Origin of the sequence: Enterobacter sp. MF024, assembly GCF_005843915.1 — a bacterium.
In the GTDB taxonomy this organism is placed as follows: Bacteria; Pseudomonadota; Gammaproteobacteria; order Enterobacterales; family Enterobacteriaceae; genus Enterobacter; species Enterobacter barmai.
The window spans coordinates 157533-176665 of sequence record NZ_VCBB01000010.1 but is presented as its reverse complement, the minus strand read 5'-3'; the positions used below and the strand labels follow the sequence as shown (position 1 = coordinate 176665).

Below are 19133 nucleotides of genomic sequence, written 5' to 3'. Positions count from 1 at the left end.
TTTATAGAGACAAATCCTGCAATCGTTCCGACAATGTCGCGGAATCAGACTGCTCTGCGTCGATATCTTCCTTGACCCGTTGATACCAGGCCGTTTCATCCCACAGTTCAAATTTATTGAACTGTCCGACCAGCATCACTTCTTTTGTCAGACCGGCATGTTGCCGCAGCACAGGCGCAATCAACAGACGCCCCGCGCTATCCATCTGACATTCACTGGCATGACCCAATAACAGCCGCTGCACGCGGCGTTCCTGCGGGTTCATGCTCGACAGTCGAGACAGCTTTTGCTCAATGATTTCCCATTCAGGCAAGGGGTAAAGCAGCAGGCAGGCGTGGTTGATGTCAATGGTGCAGACCATTTGACCAGAAGCGCTCTCGTTCAGCCGATCGCGATATCGTGTTGGGACCGATAAACGCCCTTTGCTGTCGAGATTGACTAACGTCGCTCCACGGAACATGCCAGTCTCACCCCTCCTCACCACTTTTACCCACAAATTCCCACTTAAGGGAGTTTACGGAGCGATGGAAAAGCTTGTCAAGCCAGGACTTCCGCGACATCAGTCTAAATGTTACTGATTTACGAACGGAAGTTAATCAGGCTATTAACCGTACAACTGGCGAGGCAAAATTAACGTGATGAATATTTGCGAGAAAAAACTCAGATATGCATACCAGCGTTAAAAATCACTCATCTCATCGCAACGAAATATAAAGTGTCAGTTTGCGACGCGGGCGGCATTTTAAGCCATATTCTCGGGGGATAACAGCGCCAGATTCAACGCGGGTGCCATGCCGGTGGCGCGTAAACAGAGAGTGGGATAGTGCAAGGAAAAAAATGGCTGATAATTCAGCAATAGCGATCGGTTATGTAACAAAATAATACAATTAATGTCATCTGTGGCAATTAAATAAACATGAAAAGAAGTTTTAAATAGCCAGGAGAAATAAAAAGCATAGCAGGCGATGTGTTTTAGAGAATTATCTTAAAAATAATAAGGGAATACCTGCGCATAGTAATGGCAATAAATTCAGGGCAGCTTTCACTGCCCTGCCACCCTTACGTACGGCTTAATATGCCGCGACGGTAGAGATTACGACGGATGCGCGTTAGCCCTGGTTTAGGCTTACGCGGCTCATCGAGGCTCGCCAGCACGATCTCCAGCACCCGTTCTGCCACATCGCGATGACGCTGGGCAACGGCCAGCACCGGACACTGCAGGAAATCGAGCAGCTCGTGATCGCCGAAGGTCGCAATCGCCAGATTCGAAGGCAGCTTGCCCTCGCGGCGCAACGTCACATCCATCACCCCCTGCAGCAGCGCAAAAGAGGTGGTGAACAGCGCCTGCGGCATCGGATGGGTTTCCAGCCACTTCTCAAAAAGCTGCGCCGAGGCTTCACGCTCGTAGCTGTTGGCATAGAGGAAGTCCACTTCGCGGGGATCGTCTTTCCATGCGGTGCGGAACCCTTGCTCGCGCAGGAAGCTCACGGAAAGCTCAGGTAAGGCGCCCAGATAGAGGACGTTTTCCGCCGGGAAGGTCCGCAGCTCCGCCGCCAGCATCTCGGCATCATCCTGATCGGCACCCACTACGCTTGTAAAATGTTCGCGGTCTAATGCACGGTCGAGGGCGACAATAGGGAAGGAATCATTGGCCCAGCGCTGGTAGAACGGATGCTCCGGCGGGAGTGAAGTTGAAACGATAATGGCATCGACCTGACGCTGCAGCAGGTGCTCAATACAACGCATTTCATTATCGGGCTGATCTTCCGAACAGGCGATCAACAGTTGATAGCCGCGCTGACGCGCCTGGCGCTCAAGGTAGTTTGCGATCCGGGTGTAACTGGTGTTTTCCAGATCCGGGATCACCAGGCCAATCGAACGGGTGCGGCCGGCGCGTAAACCTGCCGCGACAGCATTCGGATGGTAGTTATGTTCACGAACCACGGCCATCACTTTCTCAACGGTCTTGTCGCTGACCCGATACTGCTTCGCTTTACCGTTAATCACATAGCTTGCCGTTGTTCGCGACACGCCGGCGAGCCTGGCGATTTCATCCAGTTTCACAATTGCCCCTTAAAAAGTATAAAAGAGTCCATGACCTTGTCAGGGTTAAGACTAAATCTTGTAACATCTAAGCGCAGAATAGTCTGTGCGGCAACCGCTTTTGTCCGTACAACGGCATCGGTGCGCAAAAAAAAGCCCGGTTAATCGCACCGGGCAATAGAGAGGCGAACTTTTTATCCTTAACGCATCACTTTGTCACCGCGAGAGAGCCCCACGACGCCAGAACGCGCCACTTCAACAATTTTTGCCACATCCCGCACCGAGGAAAGGAAGGCATCCAGCTTATCGCTGGTACCGGCAAGCTGAACGGTGTAGATAGACGGGGTGACATCGATGATCTGCCCACGGAAAATATCCGCGTTGCGTTTCACCTCTTCACGCCCGTAGCCGGTGGCCTGAATTTTCACCAGCATGATCTCGCGTTCAACGTAAGCCCCCTGCCCCAGCTCGCTGACGCGTAAGACATCCACCAGTTTATGCAGCTGCTTTTCGATCTGCTCCAGCACCTTGGCATCACCCACCGTCTGAATGGTCATGCGGGAAAGCGTTGGATCGTCCGTCGGGGCAACCGTCAGGCTTTCGATGTTATAGCCGCGCTGTGCAAAGAGCCCAATCACGCGCGACAGCGCCCCGGACTCGTTTTCCAGTAATACAGATAATATCCGGCGCATATCAGGTTCTCTCCGTTTTGCTTAACCACATTTCATCCATACCGCCGCCGCGAATATGCATCGGATAAACATGTTCAGTGCCATCCACAACCACATCAACAAAGACCAGACGGTTATTTTTAACGTGCTCAAGGGCTTCGCTGAGCTTCGCTTCCAGCTCTGCCGGATTGTTGATGCGCATACCAATGTGGCCGTAAGCTTCTGCCAGACGGACAAAATCAGGCAATGAGTTCATGTAAGACTGCGAATGACGACCGGAATAGATCATGTCCTGCCACTGCTTCACCATGCCCAGATAGCCGTTATTCAGGTTGAGCACCAGCACCGGCAGCTCATACTGCAGCGCGGTGGAGAGCTCCTGGATGTTCATCTGGATACTGCCATCGCCGGTCACGCAGACCACCGTCTCTTCCGGTAACGCCAGCTTAACGCCCAGCGCGGCAGGCAGGCCAAAGCCCATGGTGCCGAGGCCGCCGGAGTTGATCCAGCGACGTGGCTTATCAAACGGGTAATAGAGCGCGGCGAACATCTGGTGCTGGCCGACGTCAGACGTAACGTAAGCCTCGCCGTTGGTCAGCCGCCAGATAGTTTCAATCACCGCCTGCGGTTTGATGTTCTCGCTTTGGGTGTCGTACTTCAGACACTGACGCGCACGCCACTGCTCAATTTGCAGCCACCAGTCACGAATATCATCGAGCGGCTGGACATAGTTTTCCTGCGCCAGCAGCTCCAGCATCTGATCCAGAACCTGACGTGCGTCGCCCACAATTGGCACATCCGCCGGAACGGTTTTGGAAATAGAGGTAGGATCGATGTCGATGTGTAGCACCGTGGCATTGGGGCAGTATTTCGCCAGGTTATTGGTAGTGCGATCGTCAAAGCGCACCCCCACGGCAAAGATGACATCGGAATTGTGCATCGTCATGTTAGCTTCATACGTGCCATGCATGCCGAGCATACCAAGCGCCTGGCGATGCGTGGCCGGGAACGCCCCGAGTCCCATTAATGAAGAGGCTACCGGCAGATTCAGCTTTTCGATAAGCGTCCGCAGCTGTGTTTCACACTGGGCATTGACCGCTCCGCCGCCAACGTACACCACCGGCTTTTTGGCCGTCGCCAGGGTTTGCAGGGCGCGCTTAATCTGGCCCTTGTGCCCCTGAGTGGTTGGGTTATAAGAACGCATGCTGACCGACTCTGGCCAGACATAAGGCAATTTGTTTGCCGGATTCAGAATATCTTTGGGAAGGTCAACCACCACCGGCCCCGGACGTCCGCTGGCCGCCAGCCAGAAGGCCTTTTTCAGCACGCCCGGAATATCTTCCGTCTGCTTGACCAGGAAACTGTGTTTCACCACCGGACGCGAGATGCCAACCATGTCGCACTCCTGAAAGGCATCGTAGCCAATCAGCGAGGTCGCAACCTGACCGGAGAGCACCACCATCGGGATGGAATCCATATAGGCCGTGGCGATCCCGGTAATAGCGTTGGTCGCGCCAGGACCGGATGTCACCAGCACAACGCCCACCTCACCTGTCGCACGCGCCAGTCCGTCGGCCATATGCACGGCAGCTTGCTCATGACGCACCAGGACGTGATCGATACCGCCAACGGTATGTAGTGCGTCGTAAATATCGAGGACCGCGCCCCCAGGGTAACCGAACACTTGCTTCACGCCCTGATCGATTAACGATCGGACGACCATTTCGGCGCCAGACAACATCTCCATGATTTGCCTCCAGGCTTATCGTTTCAGACGGACAGGAGATCCAGGTTCTGAGCCGTCATTTTTGTCAGGGTTACCCCTGGCGATTTTTATTGTGCAGAGTGACATTTACCATAACCGCTCGCCGGAAGGCAGGCAATTAGCAAACCTCGGCTGGCGCATAAACCAAAAAGAAGAAATAAGAGGTATTAATATTTGTTATGGATAAATCTACTACGATAACGAGGAGGAGTGAGCGTTCGTCATTTGAAAAGGGGGAGGCGCAGGAATTCATGCATTTTTACTGCCAGACAATAACAATAAAAAATTCACCAACAGAATAAAATTTCAGAAATAATCAGATAGTCAGGATAAATAACAATAACACTGAAATTTATCCTGACGGTGTTTATCGTCGGCAGACGCTGACCAGCAACTCCTCCATCCACTGATGGCCTTTATCGCGACCGGCTGCTTCATGCCATGAGAGATAGCAGGTACGCGAGTTAAGGTTCAGCGGCAGCGGCATAATTCGCAGGTTCAGCGGCTCGGCAAACTCTTCAACCAGCCAGCGCGGGGCAATGGCGACCAGGTGGGTTTGCGAGACAATATTCAATACGCTGACCATCGCCATTCCCTGATAGGCCACACAGGCCTGCTTATCTGGCGTGTCGTACCATGGCTGGCTAAATGAAGCGTAGCGATCGAGGGCGACAACCGCATGCTGTTCGCGATAAATATCGCTTTCCAGCAACATACCATTCAGGCGCGGATGGGTTTTGCTGGTCACCAGCACCATTTCATCTCTGAATAACGGCACGCAGGAAAACTCCGGGCGACGAAACTCTTCGTAGCCAATAACAAACTCCGTTTCCTGATACCGCAGCTGATGTTCCGTATTTTGGTTAAGGGATGATTTGAAAACCAGCTGAATATTAGGTGCAACCTCCTCAACCTTATTATAAATAAGCGAGGTGAGATAATTATCCAGAGGGCTACAAACGCATAAATGGAAAATACGCTCGCTGCTGCTTGAGTCGAATCCCGATCCCGGCAGTTCATTCTGCACCAGCTGTAGCGCCTGGCGTACCGATGCAAACAGCTGATAGGCCCGGGCAGTAGGCTGAATACCGCGGCCATAACGAACAAATAATTCATCGTTAAACATGACCTTGAGTCTTGCGACAGCATTGCTGACAGCGGGCTGCGACATCCCCAGAGACTGGGCAGCGCGCGTAATATTTTGCTCCTGCATCACCGCATCAAAGACAGTTAAAAGGTTCAGATCCACCGTACGAAGTTGGGGTTTCGTCCCCTCTGACACAGGCGATTTTTCGCTACTTTCTTCAGACATATCCTGCTCCACTGTCACGCTGAACTCCCTTTTCTCGTGTGCAACAATAAACTTAAAAAATATGATTTATCACGCATATAAAACAAGCTAAAGAGAAATGTTACAAATTAGGAATATATAAATACCCGTCAGCAGTGACAGGACTAAGGCATAAGATAAGAGAACATGTTCAAAAAACAACAAAACATATCAATTAGTTTATATTGCGAATGAAACCATAGATCACACAAATAAACAACATGGCATTTCGTTAAGGTCCAATTAAGTACTAATGAAAGATTAACAGTAAAATAATTAAATTAATTAACATTTCATTATCGGGAAAATTACTTTCCCATATTTCTCGACTGTCTCATCATGGTAACTTAATGAAAGTTAAAGAATTCAAAAGCCAGACTTATTGTTTCGAAAGTTTAAACAATTGCAATTAAATATATTTAAATAATTCCACCGTTAAATTCGCCGACATAAATCAGAAGAACAAAATTGTCTGACAGGGAAAAACCAGCACAATAAGCTAATTTCATTCTGACATGTCAGGGGAGCAAAGGGCCGTTTTCACATCTGAGGGGTTGACATCAAACCGCGTATCCAGTACCACTAAAAGCATATCTTATTTCTCTGGGGCATGACTCATGATTCACAGCACTCGTTTCACCGGTCTACTACTACTAAACGCATCCACTGTGCGCGGTAGACTGGCGGGCGAAATTCAGCGTTGAATCGTTCCCCCGGTTAAGACAAAAAACCCGCGCCACTGCGCGGGTTTTTTTATGCTCGTAGCAAGGCGCCCAAATTCAGACAAGGACCTAAACCATGAGCCAGCAAGTCATTATTTTCGATACGACCTTACGTGACGGTGAACAGGCATTACAGGCAAGCCTGAGCGTTAAAGAGAAATTGCAGATTGCTCTGGCCCTTGAACGTATGGGCGTAGACGTAATGGAAGTGGGCTTCCCGGTCTCTTCTCCAGGTGATTTTGAGTCCGTTCAGACCATCGCCCGCACCATTAAAAACAGCCGGGTCTGTGCGCTGGCTCGCTGCGTCGAGAAAGATATTGATGTCGCCGCGGAGTCGCTGAAAGTCGCCGAAGCCTTCCGTATTCATACCTTTATTGCCACCTCGCCGATGCATATCGCCACCAAGCTGCGCAGCACGCTGGATGAGGTGATCGAGCGCTCCATCTATATGGTAAAACGCGCCCGTAACTATACCGACGACGTTGAGTTCTCCTGTGAAGATGCAGGCCGTACGCCGATTGACGATCTGGCCCGCGTGGTCGAAGCAGCCATCCGTGCCGGCGCCACCACCATCAACATCCCGGACACCGTCGGCTACACCATGCCGTTCGAGTTCTCCAACATCATTACCGGCCTGTATGAGCGCGTGCCGAACATTGATAAGGCGATTATCTCTGTTCACACCCACGACGATTTAGGCCTGGCGGTGGGTAACGCCATTGCCGCGGTCCATGCCGGCGCACGTCAGGTTGAAGGCGCCATGAATGGTATCGGCGAGCGCGCCGGTAACTGCTCGCTGGAAGAAGTGATCATGGCGATCAAAGTGCGTAAAGACATCATGAATGTTCAGACACGCATCAATCACCAGGAGATCTGGCGCACCAGCCAGACCGTCAGCCAGATCTGCAACATGCCGGTCCCGGCGAACAAAGCGATTGTTGGCACCGGTGCTTTCGCACACTCCTCCGGTATCCACCAGGACGGCGTGCTGAAGAACCGTGAAAACTACGAAATCATGACCCCGGAATCTATCGGTCTGAATCAGGTGCAGTTGAACCTGACTTCCCGCTCTGGCCGTGCGGCGGTAAAACACCGCATGGAAGAGATGGGTTACAAAGATACCGACTACAACATGGATCACCTGTACGACGCCTTCCTGAAGCTGGCCGATAAGAAAGGTCAGGTCTTTGATTACGATCTGGAAGCGCTGGCGTTTATCAACAAGCAGCAGGAAGAGCCAGAGCATTTCCGTCTGGACTACTTCAGCGTGCAGTCGGGTTCAAGCGATATCGCCACCGCCTCCGTCAAGCTGGCCTGCGGTGAAGAGATTAAAGCCGAAGCGGCTAATGGCAACGGTCCGGTCGATGCCATCTACCAGGCCATTAACCGCGTCACCGATTACGACGTTGAACTGGTCAAATATGACCTGACGGCGAAAGGCCAGGGCAAAAACGCGCTGGGTCAGGTCGACATCGTGGTCAACTATAACGGCCGTCGCTTCCACGGCGTGGGCCTGGCGACCGATATCGTCGAATCCTCCGCTAAAGCCATGGTTCACGTCCTGAACAATATCTGGCGCGCCGCGGAAGTTGAAAAAGAGTTGCAACGCAAAGCTCAGAATAAAGAGAACAATAAGGAAACCGTGTAATGTCGAAGAATTACCATATTGCTGTGTTGCCGGGTGACGGAATTGGCCCGGAAGTTATGGCACAGGCGCTGAAGGTTCTGGAAGCTGTCCGCACCCGTTTTGCGATGAAAATTACAACCAGCCACTACGACGTGGGCGGTATCGCGATCGATAACCAGGGTACGCCGCTGCCGCAGGCAACGGTGACCGGCTGTGAGAATGCCGACGCGGTATTGTTCGGTTCCGTGGGTGGCCCGAAATGGGAACACCTGCCGCCGGCCGAGCAGCCAGAGCGCGGCGCGCTGCTGCCATTACGTAAACACTTCAAGCTGTTCAGCAACCTGCGTCCGGCCAAACTGTACCAGGGGCTGGAAGAGTTCTGCCCGCTGCGCGCCGATATCGCCGCCAACGGCTTCGACATTCTGTGCGTCCGTGAACTGACCGGCGGCATCTACTTCGGTCAGCCGAAAGGCCGTGAAGGCAGCGGCCAGCACGAAAAAGCGTTTGATACCGAGGTGTATCACCGTTTTGAGATCGAACGTATCGCCCGGATCGCATTCGAATCCGCCCGCAAACGCGGCCATAAAGTGACTTCAATTGATAAAGCGAACGTGCTGCAATCTTCCATCCTGTGGCGCGAAATCGTCAACGAGATCGCTCAGGAGTACCCGGACGTTCAGCTGGCGCATATGTATATCGACAACGCCACCATGCAGCTGATTAAAGATCCGTCCCAGTTCGACGTACTGCTGTGCTCCAACCTGTTCGGCGACATTCTCTCCGACGAGTGCGCGATGATCACCGGCTCCATGGGGATGCTGCCGTCCGCCAGCCTGAACGAAGAAGGTTTTGGCCTGTACGAACCGGCAGGCGGCTCCGCCCCGGACATCGCAGGCAAAAATATTGCTAACCCGATTGCGCAGATCCTCTCCCTGGCGCTGCTGCTGCGCTACAGCCTGAACGCTGACGACGCGGCAACGGCCATCGAAAACGCCATCAACCGCGCGCTGGAAGAAGGCATTCGCACCGGTGATTTGGCCCGTGGTGCGGCCGCAGTCGGTACTGATGAAATGGGTGATATCATCGCCCGCTATGTCGCTGAAGGGGTGTAATCATGGCGAAGACGTTGTACGAAAAATTGTTTGATGCGCACGTGGTCTTCGAAGCGCCGAACGAAACCCCGCTGCTCTATATCGACCGCCACCTGGTGCATGAAGTGACGTCCCCGCAGGCGTTTGATGGCCTGCGCGCGCACCATCGCCCGGTGCGTCAGCCTGGTAAAACCTTTGCGACGATGGACCATAACGTCTCGACGCAGACTAAAGACATCAACGCCTCCGGTGAGATGGCGCGAATTCAGATGCAGGAGCTGATTAAGAACTGCAAAGAGTTCGGCGTTGAGCTGTACGACCTGAATCACCCGTATCAGGGGATTGTCCACGTGATGGGTCCTGAGCAGGGCATCACCCTGCCAGGGATGACCATCGTCTGCGGCGACTCCCATACCGCGACCCACGGCGCGTTCGGCGCCCTGGCGTTCGGTATCGGCACCTCAGAAGTAGAACATGTGCTGGCGACTCAGACCCTGAAACAGGGCCGCGCGAAGACCATGAAAATTGAAGTTACCGGCGAGGCCGCCCCGGGCATCACCGCCAAAGACATCGTGCTGGCGATCATCGGTAAAACCGGTAGCGCAGGCGGTACCGGGCATGTGGTGGAGTTCTGCGGCAGCGCAATCCAGGCTCTGAGCATGGAAGGCCGTATGACCCTGTGTAACATGGCCATTGAAATGGGTGCGAAAGCCGGTCTGGTTGCACCGGATGAGACCACTTTCGCCTATGTGAAAGATCGTCTGCATGCCCCTAAAGGTCAGCATTACGACGACGCGGTCGCCTACTGGAAAACCCTGAAAACCGACGAAGGCGCGGTGTTCGACACCGTTGTCACCCTGCAGGCCGAAGCGATTGCGCCTCAGGTCACCTGGGGCACTAACCCGGGCCAGGTCATCTCCGTTAACGACAACATTCCCGATCCGGCCTCGTTCGCCGATCCGGTTGAGCGCGCCAGCGCAGAGAAAGCGCTGGCCTATATGGGTCTGAAACCGGGCGTGCCGTTGACCGACGTGAACATTGATAAAGTGTTTATTGGCTCCTGCACCAACTCGCGCATTGAAGATCTGCGCGCGGCGGCAGAAGTGGCGAAAGGCCGTAAAGTGGCACCGGGCGTACAGGCGCTGGTGGTTCCTGGCTCCGGCCCGGTAAAAGCGCAGGCAGAAGCCGAAGGCCTGGACAAGATTTTCATCGAAGCAGGCTTCGAGTGGCGTCTGCCGGGTTGCTCCATGTGTCTGGCCATGAACAACGATCGCCTGAATCCGGGCGAGCGCTGCGCCTCCACCAGCAACCGTAACTTTGAAGGTCGTCAGGGGCGCGGTGGGCGCACACATCTGGTTAGCCCGGCGATGGCCGCGGCCGCCGCAGTGACCGGCCATTTCGCTGATATTCGCAGCCTGAAATAAGGAGACCATCATGGCAGAGAAATTTACCCAACATACTGGCCTGGTGGTCCCTCTGGACGCGGCTAACGTCGATACCGACGCCATCATTCCGAAGCAGTTTTTGCAGAAGGTGACCCGCACCGGTTTTGGTGCCCACCTGTTTAACGACTGGCGTTTTCTGGATGACAAAGGCGAAGTGCCAAATCCGGAGTTCGTGCTGAACTTCCCGGCATTTAAAGGGGCGTCGATCCTGCTGGCGCGGGAAAACTTTGGCTGCGGTTCATCGCGCGAGCATGCACCGTGGGCGCTGACCGATTACGGTTTCAAAGTGGTGATTGCGCCGAGCTTTGCCGACATCTTCTACGGCAACAGCTTCAACAACCAGCTCCTGCCGGTCACCTTAAGCGACGAGCAGGTCGATGAGCTGTTTACATTAGTGCAAAGCAACCCGGGCATCACCTTCGAAGTGGATCTGGAAGCGCAGGTAGTCAAAGCCGGGGAGAAAACCTACAGCTTTAACATCGACGCCTTCCGCCGCCACTGCATGATCAACGGTCTGGACAGCATCGGGCTGACCCTGCAGCACGAGGAGGCGATTTCCGCCTACGAGAACAAACAGCCAGCCTTTATGAGTTGAGTTAATGGCCCGCAATGCGGGCCATTAAAAAGGTGCCTGAGCCAATCATGCAACCTGGAAAAGCGGGGGAAAATTCCCCCGCCCTCGCCTTAACGTTTCACATCACAAGCCAACACTGCCGCCAGCTCTGTATGGTCCTGTCTGAATCGCAGCTCACACAGCGAGTCGCGAACCATCCAGGTGAAGATCAGTAACGTCATACAGATCATCAACAAACCTAACAGCAGAGTACGTTTTGGCATTCCAGCCTCCTTATTGCTTTCCAGCGATGAAGAGGCTAACCTCACAGGGTTCAGTTGTGTTGGTTGGGTAGCCTCACATCAATGTTAAGTTGAGTGGGGCTTTCTTCTGTCTACCCTTCCACCAATGCTTCAGGCAAACAGCCTCAAGCACCCGCGTGAACTCTATGCGTATTACGCTCTGCTGTCAGAATGGGCTTTCATTTCGTGAAGCCGCCTTCCAGAATTTCGCTCTCTTTCACCCGCCAGGTCAGCACCAGCGCCACCAGCGAAATCCCCGCAATAGCCAAGTAAACCGCAGAATGACCGTAGCTTTGCGCCAGCGCTCCCTGAACGATCCCCGCCAGAATCACGCCGGTTGAAATGCTATTGGTAAATAACGTCGTGGCAGAGCCCGCACGTCCCGGCATCAAATCCTGGAACCAGAGCATGCCGATCCCGGCGATGATGCCGATAAAGACCGCGTTAAACAGCTGCAGGGCGAGCAGCGCTTCACGGCTGTGAAACAGGATCAATCCCAGATAAAACAGCACACCCGCCGCCACCGCAACCACCATCATCCGGCGCTTGCCGAAATATTTCACGTAGTAGCCTGCAAGGATCATCGCCGGGATTTCCAGCCCGGCGGCGGTGCCCATTAAGATCCCGGCCAGCTTGTCAGGCAGGCCCAGATCGCTGCTGATCCACAGCGGCATGTCGATGATATACATGGTGTTGCAGGTCCACATCAGCGTGGAGGCGATAAACAGCCTGCGGACATTTTTGTTTTTCCAGCCGCTGACCTCGGTCACCGGCACGGCGGTCGCCGATTCCACCCGCGCAACGGAAGGCAGCGCGAAGGCAATCAGCCCCAGGCTAATGGCAAAAATGGCCGCCGCAATGGAGAACATGGCGGTAAAGCCGTAGTTAAGCGCCAGCATAAACGCCAGCGGCGGGCCGATAACCCACGCCAGCGAAAGCTGGGCACGCATCACCGAGCTGAACATCACCACTTCACGCGCGGAGCTGTCGGCATATTCCCGCGCCAGGGCAAACAGCTGCGGCATGGCGGTGTTGGCAAGTGAGGCCAGCAGCACGCCGCAGGTTAATAAGGTCAGATAATGACGGTTAAAGGCAAACAGCAGCGCGTTGCCAATCGCCATCGCGCAGCAAAAGAGGATTAGCTTGCGGCGATCGCCCTGGCTGTCGGAACGCTTCGCCAGCCAGAGGCTGACCAGGATCCCGGCGACGGCGTTGACGGTATAGAACAGCCCCACCCAGAAAGGTTGAGCGCCCACCTCGCGGCTCAGGAACAGACTCAGGGTCGGCGCCTGCAGTGCCCCGGCTACGCCCATCATAAAAGCCACCATTAAAAAAGCGGCATAAACACCGTTGAGACGGCGTCCCATCGTCATTAACCAGAGCATTCACTGTTCCCTTTAGCGCACGTGAAAACGAAAAAAGCCAGCAGATAATACCTGCTGGCGTGGTGATTGGCACCAATACTCAGTCACACATGATAGAAGCAATTCAGCGTTCCGAGGTCGACGTTGTCACCTCCCACTGCATCAGATCTTCCAGTATTTTCAGCCGCTGCTCTGCACACCGGCGGGCCAGCCAGGACACTCCCTTTGTCGCTGAGAAGTACTGCTGGTAAAACTGATTTGTGGCAGACCTCTTCATATTCACCTCCTCGCTTCATCGAAGAGAATTATTGGCTTAATATAGGGATTAATAAATTGCTGATTTTTTGTCAGGAGTTCCCCTTTTATGCCTTCTGGTCGTCTGCAACAACAATTCATCCGCCTGTGGCAGTGCTGTGACGGCCAGACCCGGGACACCACGCTCAGCGAGCTGGCCGATCTGCTCAGCTGTACGCGTCGCCATATGCGGACCCTGCTTAACACCATGCAGCAGCAGGGATGGCTGAGCTGGGAAGCCGAAGCCGGGCGCGGCAAGCGTTCGCGCCTCACCTTCCTCTACACCGGCCTCGCGCTCCAGCAGCAGCGGGCGGAAGACCTGCTCGAGCAGGATCGCATCGAACAGCTGGTGCAGCTGGTGGGCGATAAAGCCGCGGTGCGCCAGATGCTGGTATCCCACCTCGGACGCAGCTTCCGTCAGGGCAAACACATCCTGCGCGTGCTCTACTATCGTCCGATGAAAAATCTGTTACCGGGCAGCGCATTACGGCGATCTGAAACCCACATGGCGCGGCAGATTTTTAGCGGCCTGACGCGCATAAATGAGGAAAATGGGGAACTGGAAGCCGACATTGCTCATCACTGGCAGCAGCTTTCCCCGCTGCACTGGCGATTTTTTTTACGGCCCGGCATCCATTTCCATCACGGACGCGAGCTGGAGATGGCCGACGTCATCGCCACGTTGCAGCGCGCCCGCGAATTGCCTCTTTACTCGCACATCAGCCGGATCCAGTCCCCCACCGCCTGGACTCTGGACATCCAGCTCTCTCAGCCCGACCGCTGGCTGCCGTGGCTGCTGGGGTATGTACCCTCGATGATCCTGCCGCGCGAGTGGGAAACCATGCCCAACTTTGCCGCCCATCCGGTGGGTTCCGGGCCTTACGCCGTTTCCCGCAACAACAATAATCAGCTAAAGATCCGCGCCTTCGACGACTACTTTGGCTACCGGGCCTTGATTGACGAAGTGAACGTCTGGGTGTTGCCGGATCTCAACGAAGAGCTGAGCGTCGGCCTGACCCTCGAAGGGCCAACGGAGGGAGAAAAGGCGGTAGAGAGCCGCCTCGAAGAGGGGTGCTACTATCTGCTGTTCGATGCCCGCTCCCATCGCGGTGCCAGCGGCGAGGTGCGCCAGTGGATAAGCCGGATCCTTTCGCCAGCCAACCTTATCTATCAGGCCGAAGAGATGTACCAGTCCTACTGGTTCCCGGCGTATGGCCTGCTGCCGCGCTGGCATCACGCCCGCCCGGGACGCGGCGATAAACCGGCCGGGCTGGAGAGCATCACCCTGACCTTCTACCGCGAACATATTGAACACCGGGTGATCGCCAGAATGATGAGCGAGCTGCTGGCCGCCGAGCAGGTGACGCTCAACATTCAGGAGGTCAGCTACGAGGAGTGGCATCGCGGAGAGATCGTAAGCGACATCTGGCTCAACAGCGTCAACTTCACCCTGCCGCTGGATTTCTCGCTGTTCTCCCATCTGTATGAGGTACCGCTTCTGCAAAACTGCATCGCGCGGGACTGGCAGCAGGACGCCGCCCAGTGGCGCGCCGGGGAGATGAATCTTGCGGTCTGGTGCCAGCAGCTGCTGGCCCAGCAGGCGATCGTCCCGCTGATCCACCACTGGCTGATGATCCAGGGGCAGCGCAGTATGCGCGGCTTACGCATGAATACGCTGGGCTGGTTTGACTTTAAATCGGCGTGGTTTGCGCCGCCGGAACCATAACACTTTCGTAATATTCACCAAATCATTACAATACCGCCGTTCTCAACGGGGTGCTGCGCGAAAGCGTGTGCTGAGAAAATACCCGTCGAACCTGATCCGGATAACGCCGGCGAAGGGATTTGAGGCTGTCGCTCAAAATCCTTTGCCACTCTCAAACAATGAGGTGCAAAGTGTTCAAAACTGTTCTTCCCCTGCTGGCGCTGGTTGCGCTGCCTGCCGTAGCCAGTCCTGTGCTGACGGTCTACACCTACGACTCTTTCGCTGCCGACTGGGGCCCTGGCCCGGCGGTCAAAAAAGCCTTTGAAGCCGACTGCAAGTGCGAGCTGAAGTTTGTGGCGCTGGAGGATGGCGTCTCGCTGCTGAACCGCCTGCGCATGGAAGGTAAAAACAGCAAAGCCGACGTGGTGCTGGGTCTGGATAACAACCTGCTGGAAGCGGCGACGCAGACCGGGCTGTTCGCCAAAAGCGGCGTGCCGACCGATGCGGTTAACGTCCCTGGCGGCTGGAAAAACGACACCTTTGTGCCCTTCGATTACGGCTACTTCGCCTTTGTCTATGACAAAAACAAGCTGAAAAACCCACCGAAAAGCCTGAAAGAGCTGGTTGAGAGCGATAAAAAATGGCGTGTGATCTACGAAGATCCGCGCACCAGCACCCCGGGACTGGGTCTGCTGCTGTGGATGCAAAAAGTGTACGGCGACAAGACGCCGGAAGCCTGGCAGAAACTGGCCGCCAAAACCGTCACGGTGACCAAAGGCTGGAGCGAAGCCTACGGCCTGTTCCTGAAAGGCGAGAGCGACCTGGTGCTGAGCTACACCACCTCTCCGGCGTACCACATTATTTCGGAGAAAAAAGAGAACTACGCCGCCGCGGACTTTGCCGAAGGCCACTATCTGCAGGTGGAAGTTGCCGCCCGTACCGCTGCCAGCAAACAGCCGGAACTGGCTGAGAAGTTCCTGAAATTTATGGTCTCTCCGTCGTTCCAGAACGCCATCCCGACCGGCAACTGGATGTACCCGGTGACCAACGTGACGTTACCGGCCGGTTTTGACACCCTGGTGAAACCGCAAACCACCCTGGAATTTACCCCACAGGAAGTGGCCGGGAAACGTGCAGCCTGGGTCAGTGAATGGCAACGCGCCGTCAGCCGCTAATCGCCGGCTGGTTACTTCCGGGGCTGCTGGCCGCCATCCTGATGGTGGCCGTCGCCCTGGGTGCCTTTCTGGCGCTGTGGTTTAACGCGCCCGCCACCGACGTCGCGGCGCTGTTGCACGACAGCTATCTGTGGCATGTTATCCGCTTCTCTTTCTGGCAGGCGTTTCTCTCCGCCCTGCTCTCGGTGACCCCCGCCATATTTCTTGCCCGCGCCCTCTACCGGCGACGGTTTCCGGGCAGGCAGGCGCTGCTGCGCCTGTGCGCCATGACCCTGATCCTGCCGGTGCTGGTGGCGATATTTGGCATTCTCAGCGTCTACGGACGTCAGGGCTGGCTGGCCGCCCTGTGCCAGGCGCTCGGGCTGGAATGGACCTTCTCGCCCTATGGCCTGCAGGGGATCCTGCTGGCGCACGTCTTTTTCAACATGCCGATGGCCACGCGTCTGCTGCTGCAGGCGCTGGAGAATATCCCCGGCGAGCAGCGCCAGCTTGCGGCCCAGCTCGGGATGCGCGGCTGGTCATTTTTCCGCTTCGTTGAGTGGCCCTGGCTGCGCCGTCAGATCCCGCCGGTTGCGGCGCTGATCTTCATGCTCTGCTTTGCCAGCTTCGCCACCGTGCTCTCGCTCGGCGGCGGGCCGCAGGCCACCACCATCGAGCTCGCTATCTATCAGGCCCTGAGCTACGACTATGATCCGGGCCGTGCGGCACTGCTTGCCATCGTGCAGATGGTCTGCTGTCTGGGGCTGGTGATGCTGAGCCAGCGGCTGGGAAAAGCCATCCCCGTCGGCAGTAACCAGCTCGCAGGCTGGCGCGATCCGCAGGACAACCTGCGTAGCCGTCTGACCGATGGCCTGCTGATCGCCCTGGCGCTACTGCTGCTGATCCCGCCGCTGCTGGCGGTGGTGGTCGACGGTCTGAATCTCAACCTGCTGTCGGTGCTGCAACAGCCGGTGCTCTGGCAGGCGCTGGGCACCTCACTGCGCATTGCGCTGGGTGCCGGGCTGCTCTGCGTGCTGCTGACCATGATGCTGCTGTGGACCAGCCGGGAGCTGTATGCCCGCCAGGCGTTCGTAGCTGGACAGGCGCTGGATCTCAGCGGGATGCTGATCCTGGCGATGCCCGGCATCGTGCTGGCGAGCGGTTTTTTCCTGCTGTTCAACAGCACTGTCGGCCTGCCTGAATCGGCCGATGGCATAGTCATCTTTACCAACGCCCTGATGGCGATCCCCTACGCGCTGAAAGTGCTGGAAAACCCGATGCGCGATCTCAGCGCCCGCTATACCCTGCTCTGCGACTCCCTGGGAATGCACGGCTGGCAGCGGCTGAAGGTGGTGGAGCTGCGCGCCCTGAAACGCCCGCTGGCCCAGGCGCTGGCCTTTGCCTGCGTGCTGTCGATCGGTGATTTCGGCGTGGTGGCGCTGTTTGGCAACGATGATTTCCGCACCCTGCCGTTCTGGCTTTACCAGCAAATTGGCTCGTATCGCAGCCAGGACGGTGCCGTCACGGCGCTGCTGCTGCTCTTGCTATGCTTTGCGTTATTTACCGTTATCGAAAAACTTCCGGGGCGTGATGTTAAAACTGACTGATGTAACCTGGCTTTATCAGCACCTGCCGATGCGCTTTACCCTGTCCGTGGGCCAGGGCGAACTTATCGCCGTGCTCGGCCCCAGCGGCGCGGGGAAAAGCACGCTCCTCAACCTGATCGCCGGTTTTCTGCAACCGGCCAACGGCAGCATCACGATTAACGGCCATGACCATACCCGCACGCCGCCGTCACAGCGCCCGGTGTCGATGCTGTTTCAGGAAAACAATCTTTTCACTCATCTGACCGTGCGTCAGAACATTGGCCTCGGCATGCATCCGGGCATGAAGCTGAAAGCTGCCCAGCAGCAGAAGCTAAGCGACATCGCGCTTCAGATGGGGATAGACGATCTGCTGGAACGCCTGCCGGGGGAGCTCTCGGGTGGTCAGCGCCAGCGTGTTGCCCTTGCGCGCTGTCTGGTGCGCGAACAGCCTATCCTGCTGCTGGATGAGCCCTTTTCGGCGCTCGATCCCGCGTTACGTCAGGAGATGCTGCTGCTGGTCAAAGAGGTGTGCGAGCGCCAGCAGCTAACGATGCTGATGGTGTCGCACAGCGTGGAAGATGCGGTCAGGATCGCCCGACGGTCGGTGGTGATTGCCGATGGCCGTATCGCCTGGGATGGCGATACGGAACAGCTGGCAAGTGGGAAAGCGAGCGCGTCGCGCCTGCTGGGGATCCGCTGATAAGTGTCAGCGGCTGACAACCTTCAATAAGATCTCGCCGTAGACCGGCATCAGCGGGTGGCGGATCAGCATCACCAGCGCTGCCACCGCAACACCCAGGGTGACGGGCGCCAGCCAAAACAGGCGTCCGCGCGGCAGGTAATCGCTCAGGCGATCGGACGCCGCCTTTCCGCTGCGCCACAGTCGCCAGCAGAGCCAGGCCGCCAGCCACAGCAGCATCGCGGTTGCCAGCAACAGCCATTTAAAGCCCCCGCTCTGCACATCGGCAGGAATATCAATCGCTGCCCCGGCCAGAATGCCCGGCAGGAAGTAAAACGGCGGCCATAACAGGCAGCCAATCAGGTTCGGCACGATAAATTTCGACACCGGCAGATCGAGCATCCCCGCCACCATCGGCACCAGCGGACGCGTCGGGCCCACAAAGCGGCCCACCAGAATGGTAAACATGCTGTGTTGATGCAGGGCATGCTCGGTTTTATCGAGCAGCGCTTTGTTTTTCTTCATAAATGACCAGCGGTGCAGCGGCTTTTTGAAGCGCCAGCCCAGCCAGAATGAGATCCAGTCACCCAGCAGGCAACCGACGATCCCCGCCAGCCACGCCTCCCAGAAGTTAACCTCGCCACTGCCAATCAGCGCGCCGAGCCCGGCCATCAGCACCGTGCCGGGCAGGATCAGTCCGACCAGCGCCAGGGATTCCAGAAAGGCCACTAACGCCACGGCGATGAGCGAATAGGTAACGGACTGAGTAATAAAATGTTCCAGCAATGCCTGCATAACAGTT

At 56.0% G+C, this 19133-nt stretch carries 18 protein-coding genes and 1 riboswitch; of the genes, 9 read left to right on the top strand and 9 right to left on the bottom strand.

The window, feature by feature from the left end; genetic code table 11:
* Nucleotide 1 precedes the first annotated feature (1 nt).
* The 5 genes from mraZ to leuO form a co-directional block, all read right to left on the bottom strand.
* Nucleotides 2-460 carry a division/cell wall cluster transcriptional repressor MraZ gene (mraZ, locus tag FFB58_RS16185; RefSeq protein ID WP_039030383.1) on the bottom strand — a complete coding sequence of 153 codons (459 nt, stop codon included), beginning with the start codon at nucleotides 458-460 and terminating at the stop codon, nucleotides 2-4.
* Between the two features lie 599 nt (nucleotides 461-1059).
* Nucleotides 1060-2064, bottom strand: coding sequence for a catabolite repressor/activator (cra, locus tag FFB58_RS16180; RefSeq protein WP_138370429.1), 1005 nt, complete (start codon nucleotides 2062-2064; stop codon nucleotides 1060-1062).
* 179 nt (nucleotides 2065-2243) lie between these two features.
* Nucleotides 2244-2735 carry an acetolactate synthase small subunit gene (gene ilvN, locus FFB58_RS16175; RefSeq protein WP_138370428.1) on the bottom strand — a complete coding sequence of 164 codons (492 nt, stop codon included), beginning with the start codon at nucleotides 2733-2735 and terminating at the stop codon, nucleotides 2244-2246.
* Nucleotide 2736: 1 nt separating this feature from the next.
* Nucleotides 2737-4461 carry an acetolactate synthase 3 large subunit gene (ilvI, locus tag FFB58_RS16170; protein WP_138370427.1) on the bottom strand — a complete coding sequence of 575 codons (1725 nt, stop codon included), beginning with the start codon at nucleotides 4459-4461 and terminating at the stop codon, nucleotides 2737-2739.
* 385 nt (nucleotides 4462-4846) lie between these two features.
* The gene (gene leuO, locus FFB58_RS16165; RefSeq protein WP_039030386.1) at nucleotides 4847-5791 is read right to left on the bottom strand and encodes a transcriptional regulator LeuO; all 945 of its coding nucleotides are present in this window, start codon (nucleotides 5789-5791) and stop codon (nucleotides 4847-4849) included.
* Nucleotides 5792-6426: 635 nt separating this feature from the next.
* Between leuO and leuL the strand changes: the two genes are divergently transcribed.
* From leuL to leuD, 5 genes are all read left to right on the top strand, one after another.
* Complete coding sequence (gene leuL / locus FFB58_RS23165) at nucleotides 6427-6513, top strand: leu operon leader peptide (protein ID WP_072036675.1); 87 nt, start codon at nucleotides 6427-6429, stop codon at nucleotides 6511-6513.
* 94 nt (nucleotides 6514-6607) lie between these two features.
* Nucleotides 6608-8179 carry a 2-isopropylmalate synthase gene (leuA, locus tag FFB58_RS16155; protein WP_039030387.1) on the top strand — a complete coding sequence of 524 codons (1572 nt, stop codon included), beginning with the start codon at nucleotides 6608-6610 and terminating at the stop codon, nucleotides 8177-8179.
* Nucleotides 8179-9270, top strand: a complete 1092-nt coding sequence (leuB, locus tag FFB58_RS16150; RefSeq protein WP_039030388.1) for a 3-isopropylmalate dehydrogenase — start codon at nucleotides 8179-8181, stop codon at nucleotides 9268-9270. Before leuA ends, leuB begins: the two co-directional genes overlap by 1 nt.
* A gap of 2 nt (nucleotides 9271-9272) precedes the next feature.
* Entirely contained in the window at nucleotides 9273-10673 is a 1401-nt protein-coding gene (leuC, locus tag FFB58_RS16145) for a 3-isopropylmalate dehydratase large subunit (RefSeq protein ID WP_039030389.1), read from the top strand.
* Nucleotides 10674-10683: 10 nt separating this feature from the next.
* Entirely contained in the window at nucleotides 10684-11289 is a 606-nt protein-coding gene (gene leuD / locus FFB58_RS16140; RefSeq protein ID WP_039030390.1) for a 3-isopropylmalate dehydratase small subunit, read from the top strand.
* Between the two features lie 89 nt (nucleotides 11290-11378).
* On the opposite strand, the gene FFB58_RS16135 is transcribed toward leuD, so the two are convergent.
* The 3 genes from FFB58_RS16135 to sgrT form a co-directional block, all read right to left on the bottom strand.
* Entirely contained in the window at nucleotides 11379-11531 is a 153-nt protein-coding gene (locus tag FFB58_RS16135; protein ID WP_138370426.1) for a Hok/Gef family protein, read from the bottom strand.
* A gap of 197 nt (nucleotides 11532-11728) precedes the next feature.
* A complete protein-coding gene (locus FFB58_RS16130) occupies nucleotides 11729-12934 on the bottom strand; it encodes a sugar efflux transporter (RefSeq protein ID WP_138370425.1) in 1206 nt (401 codons plus the stop codon).
* A 103-nt stretch (nucleotides 12935-13037) separates the two neighbouring features.
* Nucleotides 13038-13190: a glucose uptake inhibitor SgrT gene (gene sgrT, locus FFB58_RS16125; RefSeq protein ID WP_072036676.1), complete on the bottom strand. Its 153-nt coding sequence runs from the start codon at nucleotides 13188-13190 to the stop codon at nucleotides 13038-13040.
* An 87-nt stretch (nucleotides 13191-13277) separates the two neighbouring features.
* Between sgrT and sgrR the strand changes: the two genes are divergently transcribed.
* The 4 genes from sgrR to thiQ all read left to right on the top strand — a co-directional run bounded on the left by sgrR (nucleotide 13278) and on the right by thiQ (nucleotide 18352).
* A complete protein-coding gene (gene sgrR, locus FFB58_RS16120; RefSeq protein WP_138370424.1) occupies nucleotides 13278-14933 on the top strand; it encodes an HTH-type transcriptional regulator SgrR in 1656 nt (551 codons plus the stop codon).
* Between the two features lie 36 nt (nucleotides 14934-14969).
* Nucleotides 14970-15069: riboswitch (TPP riboswitch) on the top strand.
* Nucleotides 15070-15103: 34 nt separating this feature from the next.
* Complete coding sequence (thiB, locus tag FFB58_RS16115) at nucleotides 15104-16087, top strand: thiamine ABC transporter substrate binding subunit (protein WP_138370423.1); 984 nt, start codon at nucleotides 15104-15106, stop codon at nucleotides 16085-16087.
* Nucleotides 16063-17673, top strand: a complete 1611-nt coding sequence (gene thiP, locus FFB58_RS16110; RefSeq protein ID WP_039030394.1) for a thiamine/thiamine pyrophosphate ABC transporter permease ThiP — start codon at nucleotides 16063-16065, stop codon at nucleotides 17671-17673. Before thiB ends, thiP begins: the two co-directional genes overlap by 25 nt.
* Entirely contained in the window at nucleotides 17657-18352 is a 696-nt protein-coding gene (gene thiQ, locus FFB58_RS16105; RefSeq protein ID WP_138370422.1) for a thiamine ABC transporter ATP-binding protein ThiQ, read from the top strand. Before thiP ends, thiQ begins: the two co-directional genes overlap by 17 nt.
* A gap of 6 nt (nucleotides 18353-18358) precedes the next feature.
* On the opposite strand, the gene FFB58_RS16100 is transcribed toward thiQ, so the two are convergent.
* Nucleotides 18359-19126 (bottom strand): DedA family protein, encoded by a 768-nt coding sequence (locus FFB58_RS16100; RefSeq protein ID WP_138370421.1) that lies wholly within the window; start codon nucleotides 19124-19126, stop codon nucleotides 18359-18361.
* Nucleotides 19127-19133 lie beyond the last annotated feature (7 nt).

Coding starts and splice junctions, on each gene's coding strand:
- sgrT (WP_072036676.1), bottom strand. CDS start 13,190: ATGAAGAGGTCTGCCACAAATCAGTTTTACCAGCAGTACTTCTCAGCG.
- leuO (WP_039030386.1), bottom strand. CDS start 5,791: ATGTCTGAAGAAAGTAGCGAAAAATCGCCTGTGTCAGAGGGGACGAAA.
- FFB58_RS16130 (WP_138370425.1), bottom strand. CDS start 12,934: ATGCTCTGGTTAATGACGATGGGACGCCGTCTCAACGGTGTTTATGCC.
- leuD (WP_039030390.1), top strand. CDS start 10,684: ATGGCAGAGAAATTTACCCAACATACTGGCCTGGTGGTCCCTCTGGAC.
- ilvI (WP_138370427.1), bottom strand. CDS start 4,461: ATGGAGATGTTGTCTGGCGCCGAAATGGTCGTCCGATCGTTAATCGAT.
- thiQ (WP_138370422.1), top strand. CDS start 17,657: ATGTTAAAACTGACTGATGTAACCTGGCTTTATCAGCACCTGCCGATG.
- leuL (WP_072036675.1), top strand. CDS start 6,427: ATGATTCACAGCACTCGTTTCACCGGTCTACTACTACTAAACGCATCC.
- mraZ (WP_039030383.1), bottom strand. CDS start 460: ATGTTCCGTGGAGCGACGTTAGTCAATCTCGACAGCAAAGGGCGTTTA.
- thiP (WP_039030394.1), top strand. CDS start 16,063: ATGGCAACGCGCCGTCAGCCGCTAATCGCCGGCTGGTTACTTCCGGGG.
- leuC (WP_039030389.1), top strand. CDS start 9,273: ATGGCGAAGACGTTGTACGAAAAATTGTTTGATGCGCACGTGGTCTTC.
- ilvN (WP_138370428.1), bottom strand. CDS start 2,735: ATGCGCCGGATATTATCTGTATTACTGGAAAACGAGTCCGGGGCGCTG.
- FFB58_RS16135 (WP_138370426.1), bottom strand. CDS start 11,531: ATGCCAAAACGTACTCTGCTGTTAGGTTTGTTGATGATCTGTATGACG.
- leuA (WP_039030387.1), top strand. CDS start 6,608: ATGAGCCAGCAAGTCATTATTTTCGATACGACCTTACGTGACGGTGAA.
- sgrR (WP_138370424.1), top strand. CDS start 13,278: ATGCCTTCTGGTCGTCTGCAACAACAATTCATCCGCCTGTGGCAGTGC.
- leuB (WP_039030388.1), top strand. CDS start 8,179: ATGTCGAAGAATTACCATATTGCTGTGTTGCCGGGTGACGGAATTGGC.
- FFB58_RS16100 (WP_138370421.1), bottom strand. CDS start 19,126: ATGCAGGCATTGCTGGAACATTTTATTACTCAGTCCGTTACCTATTCG.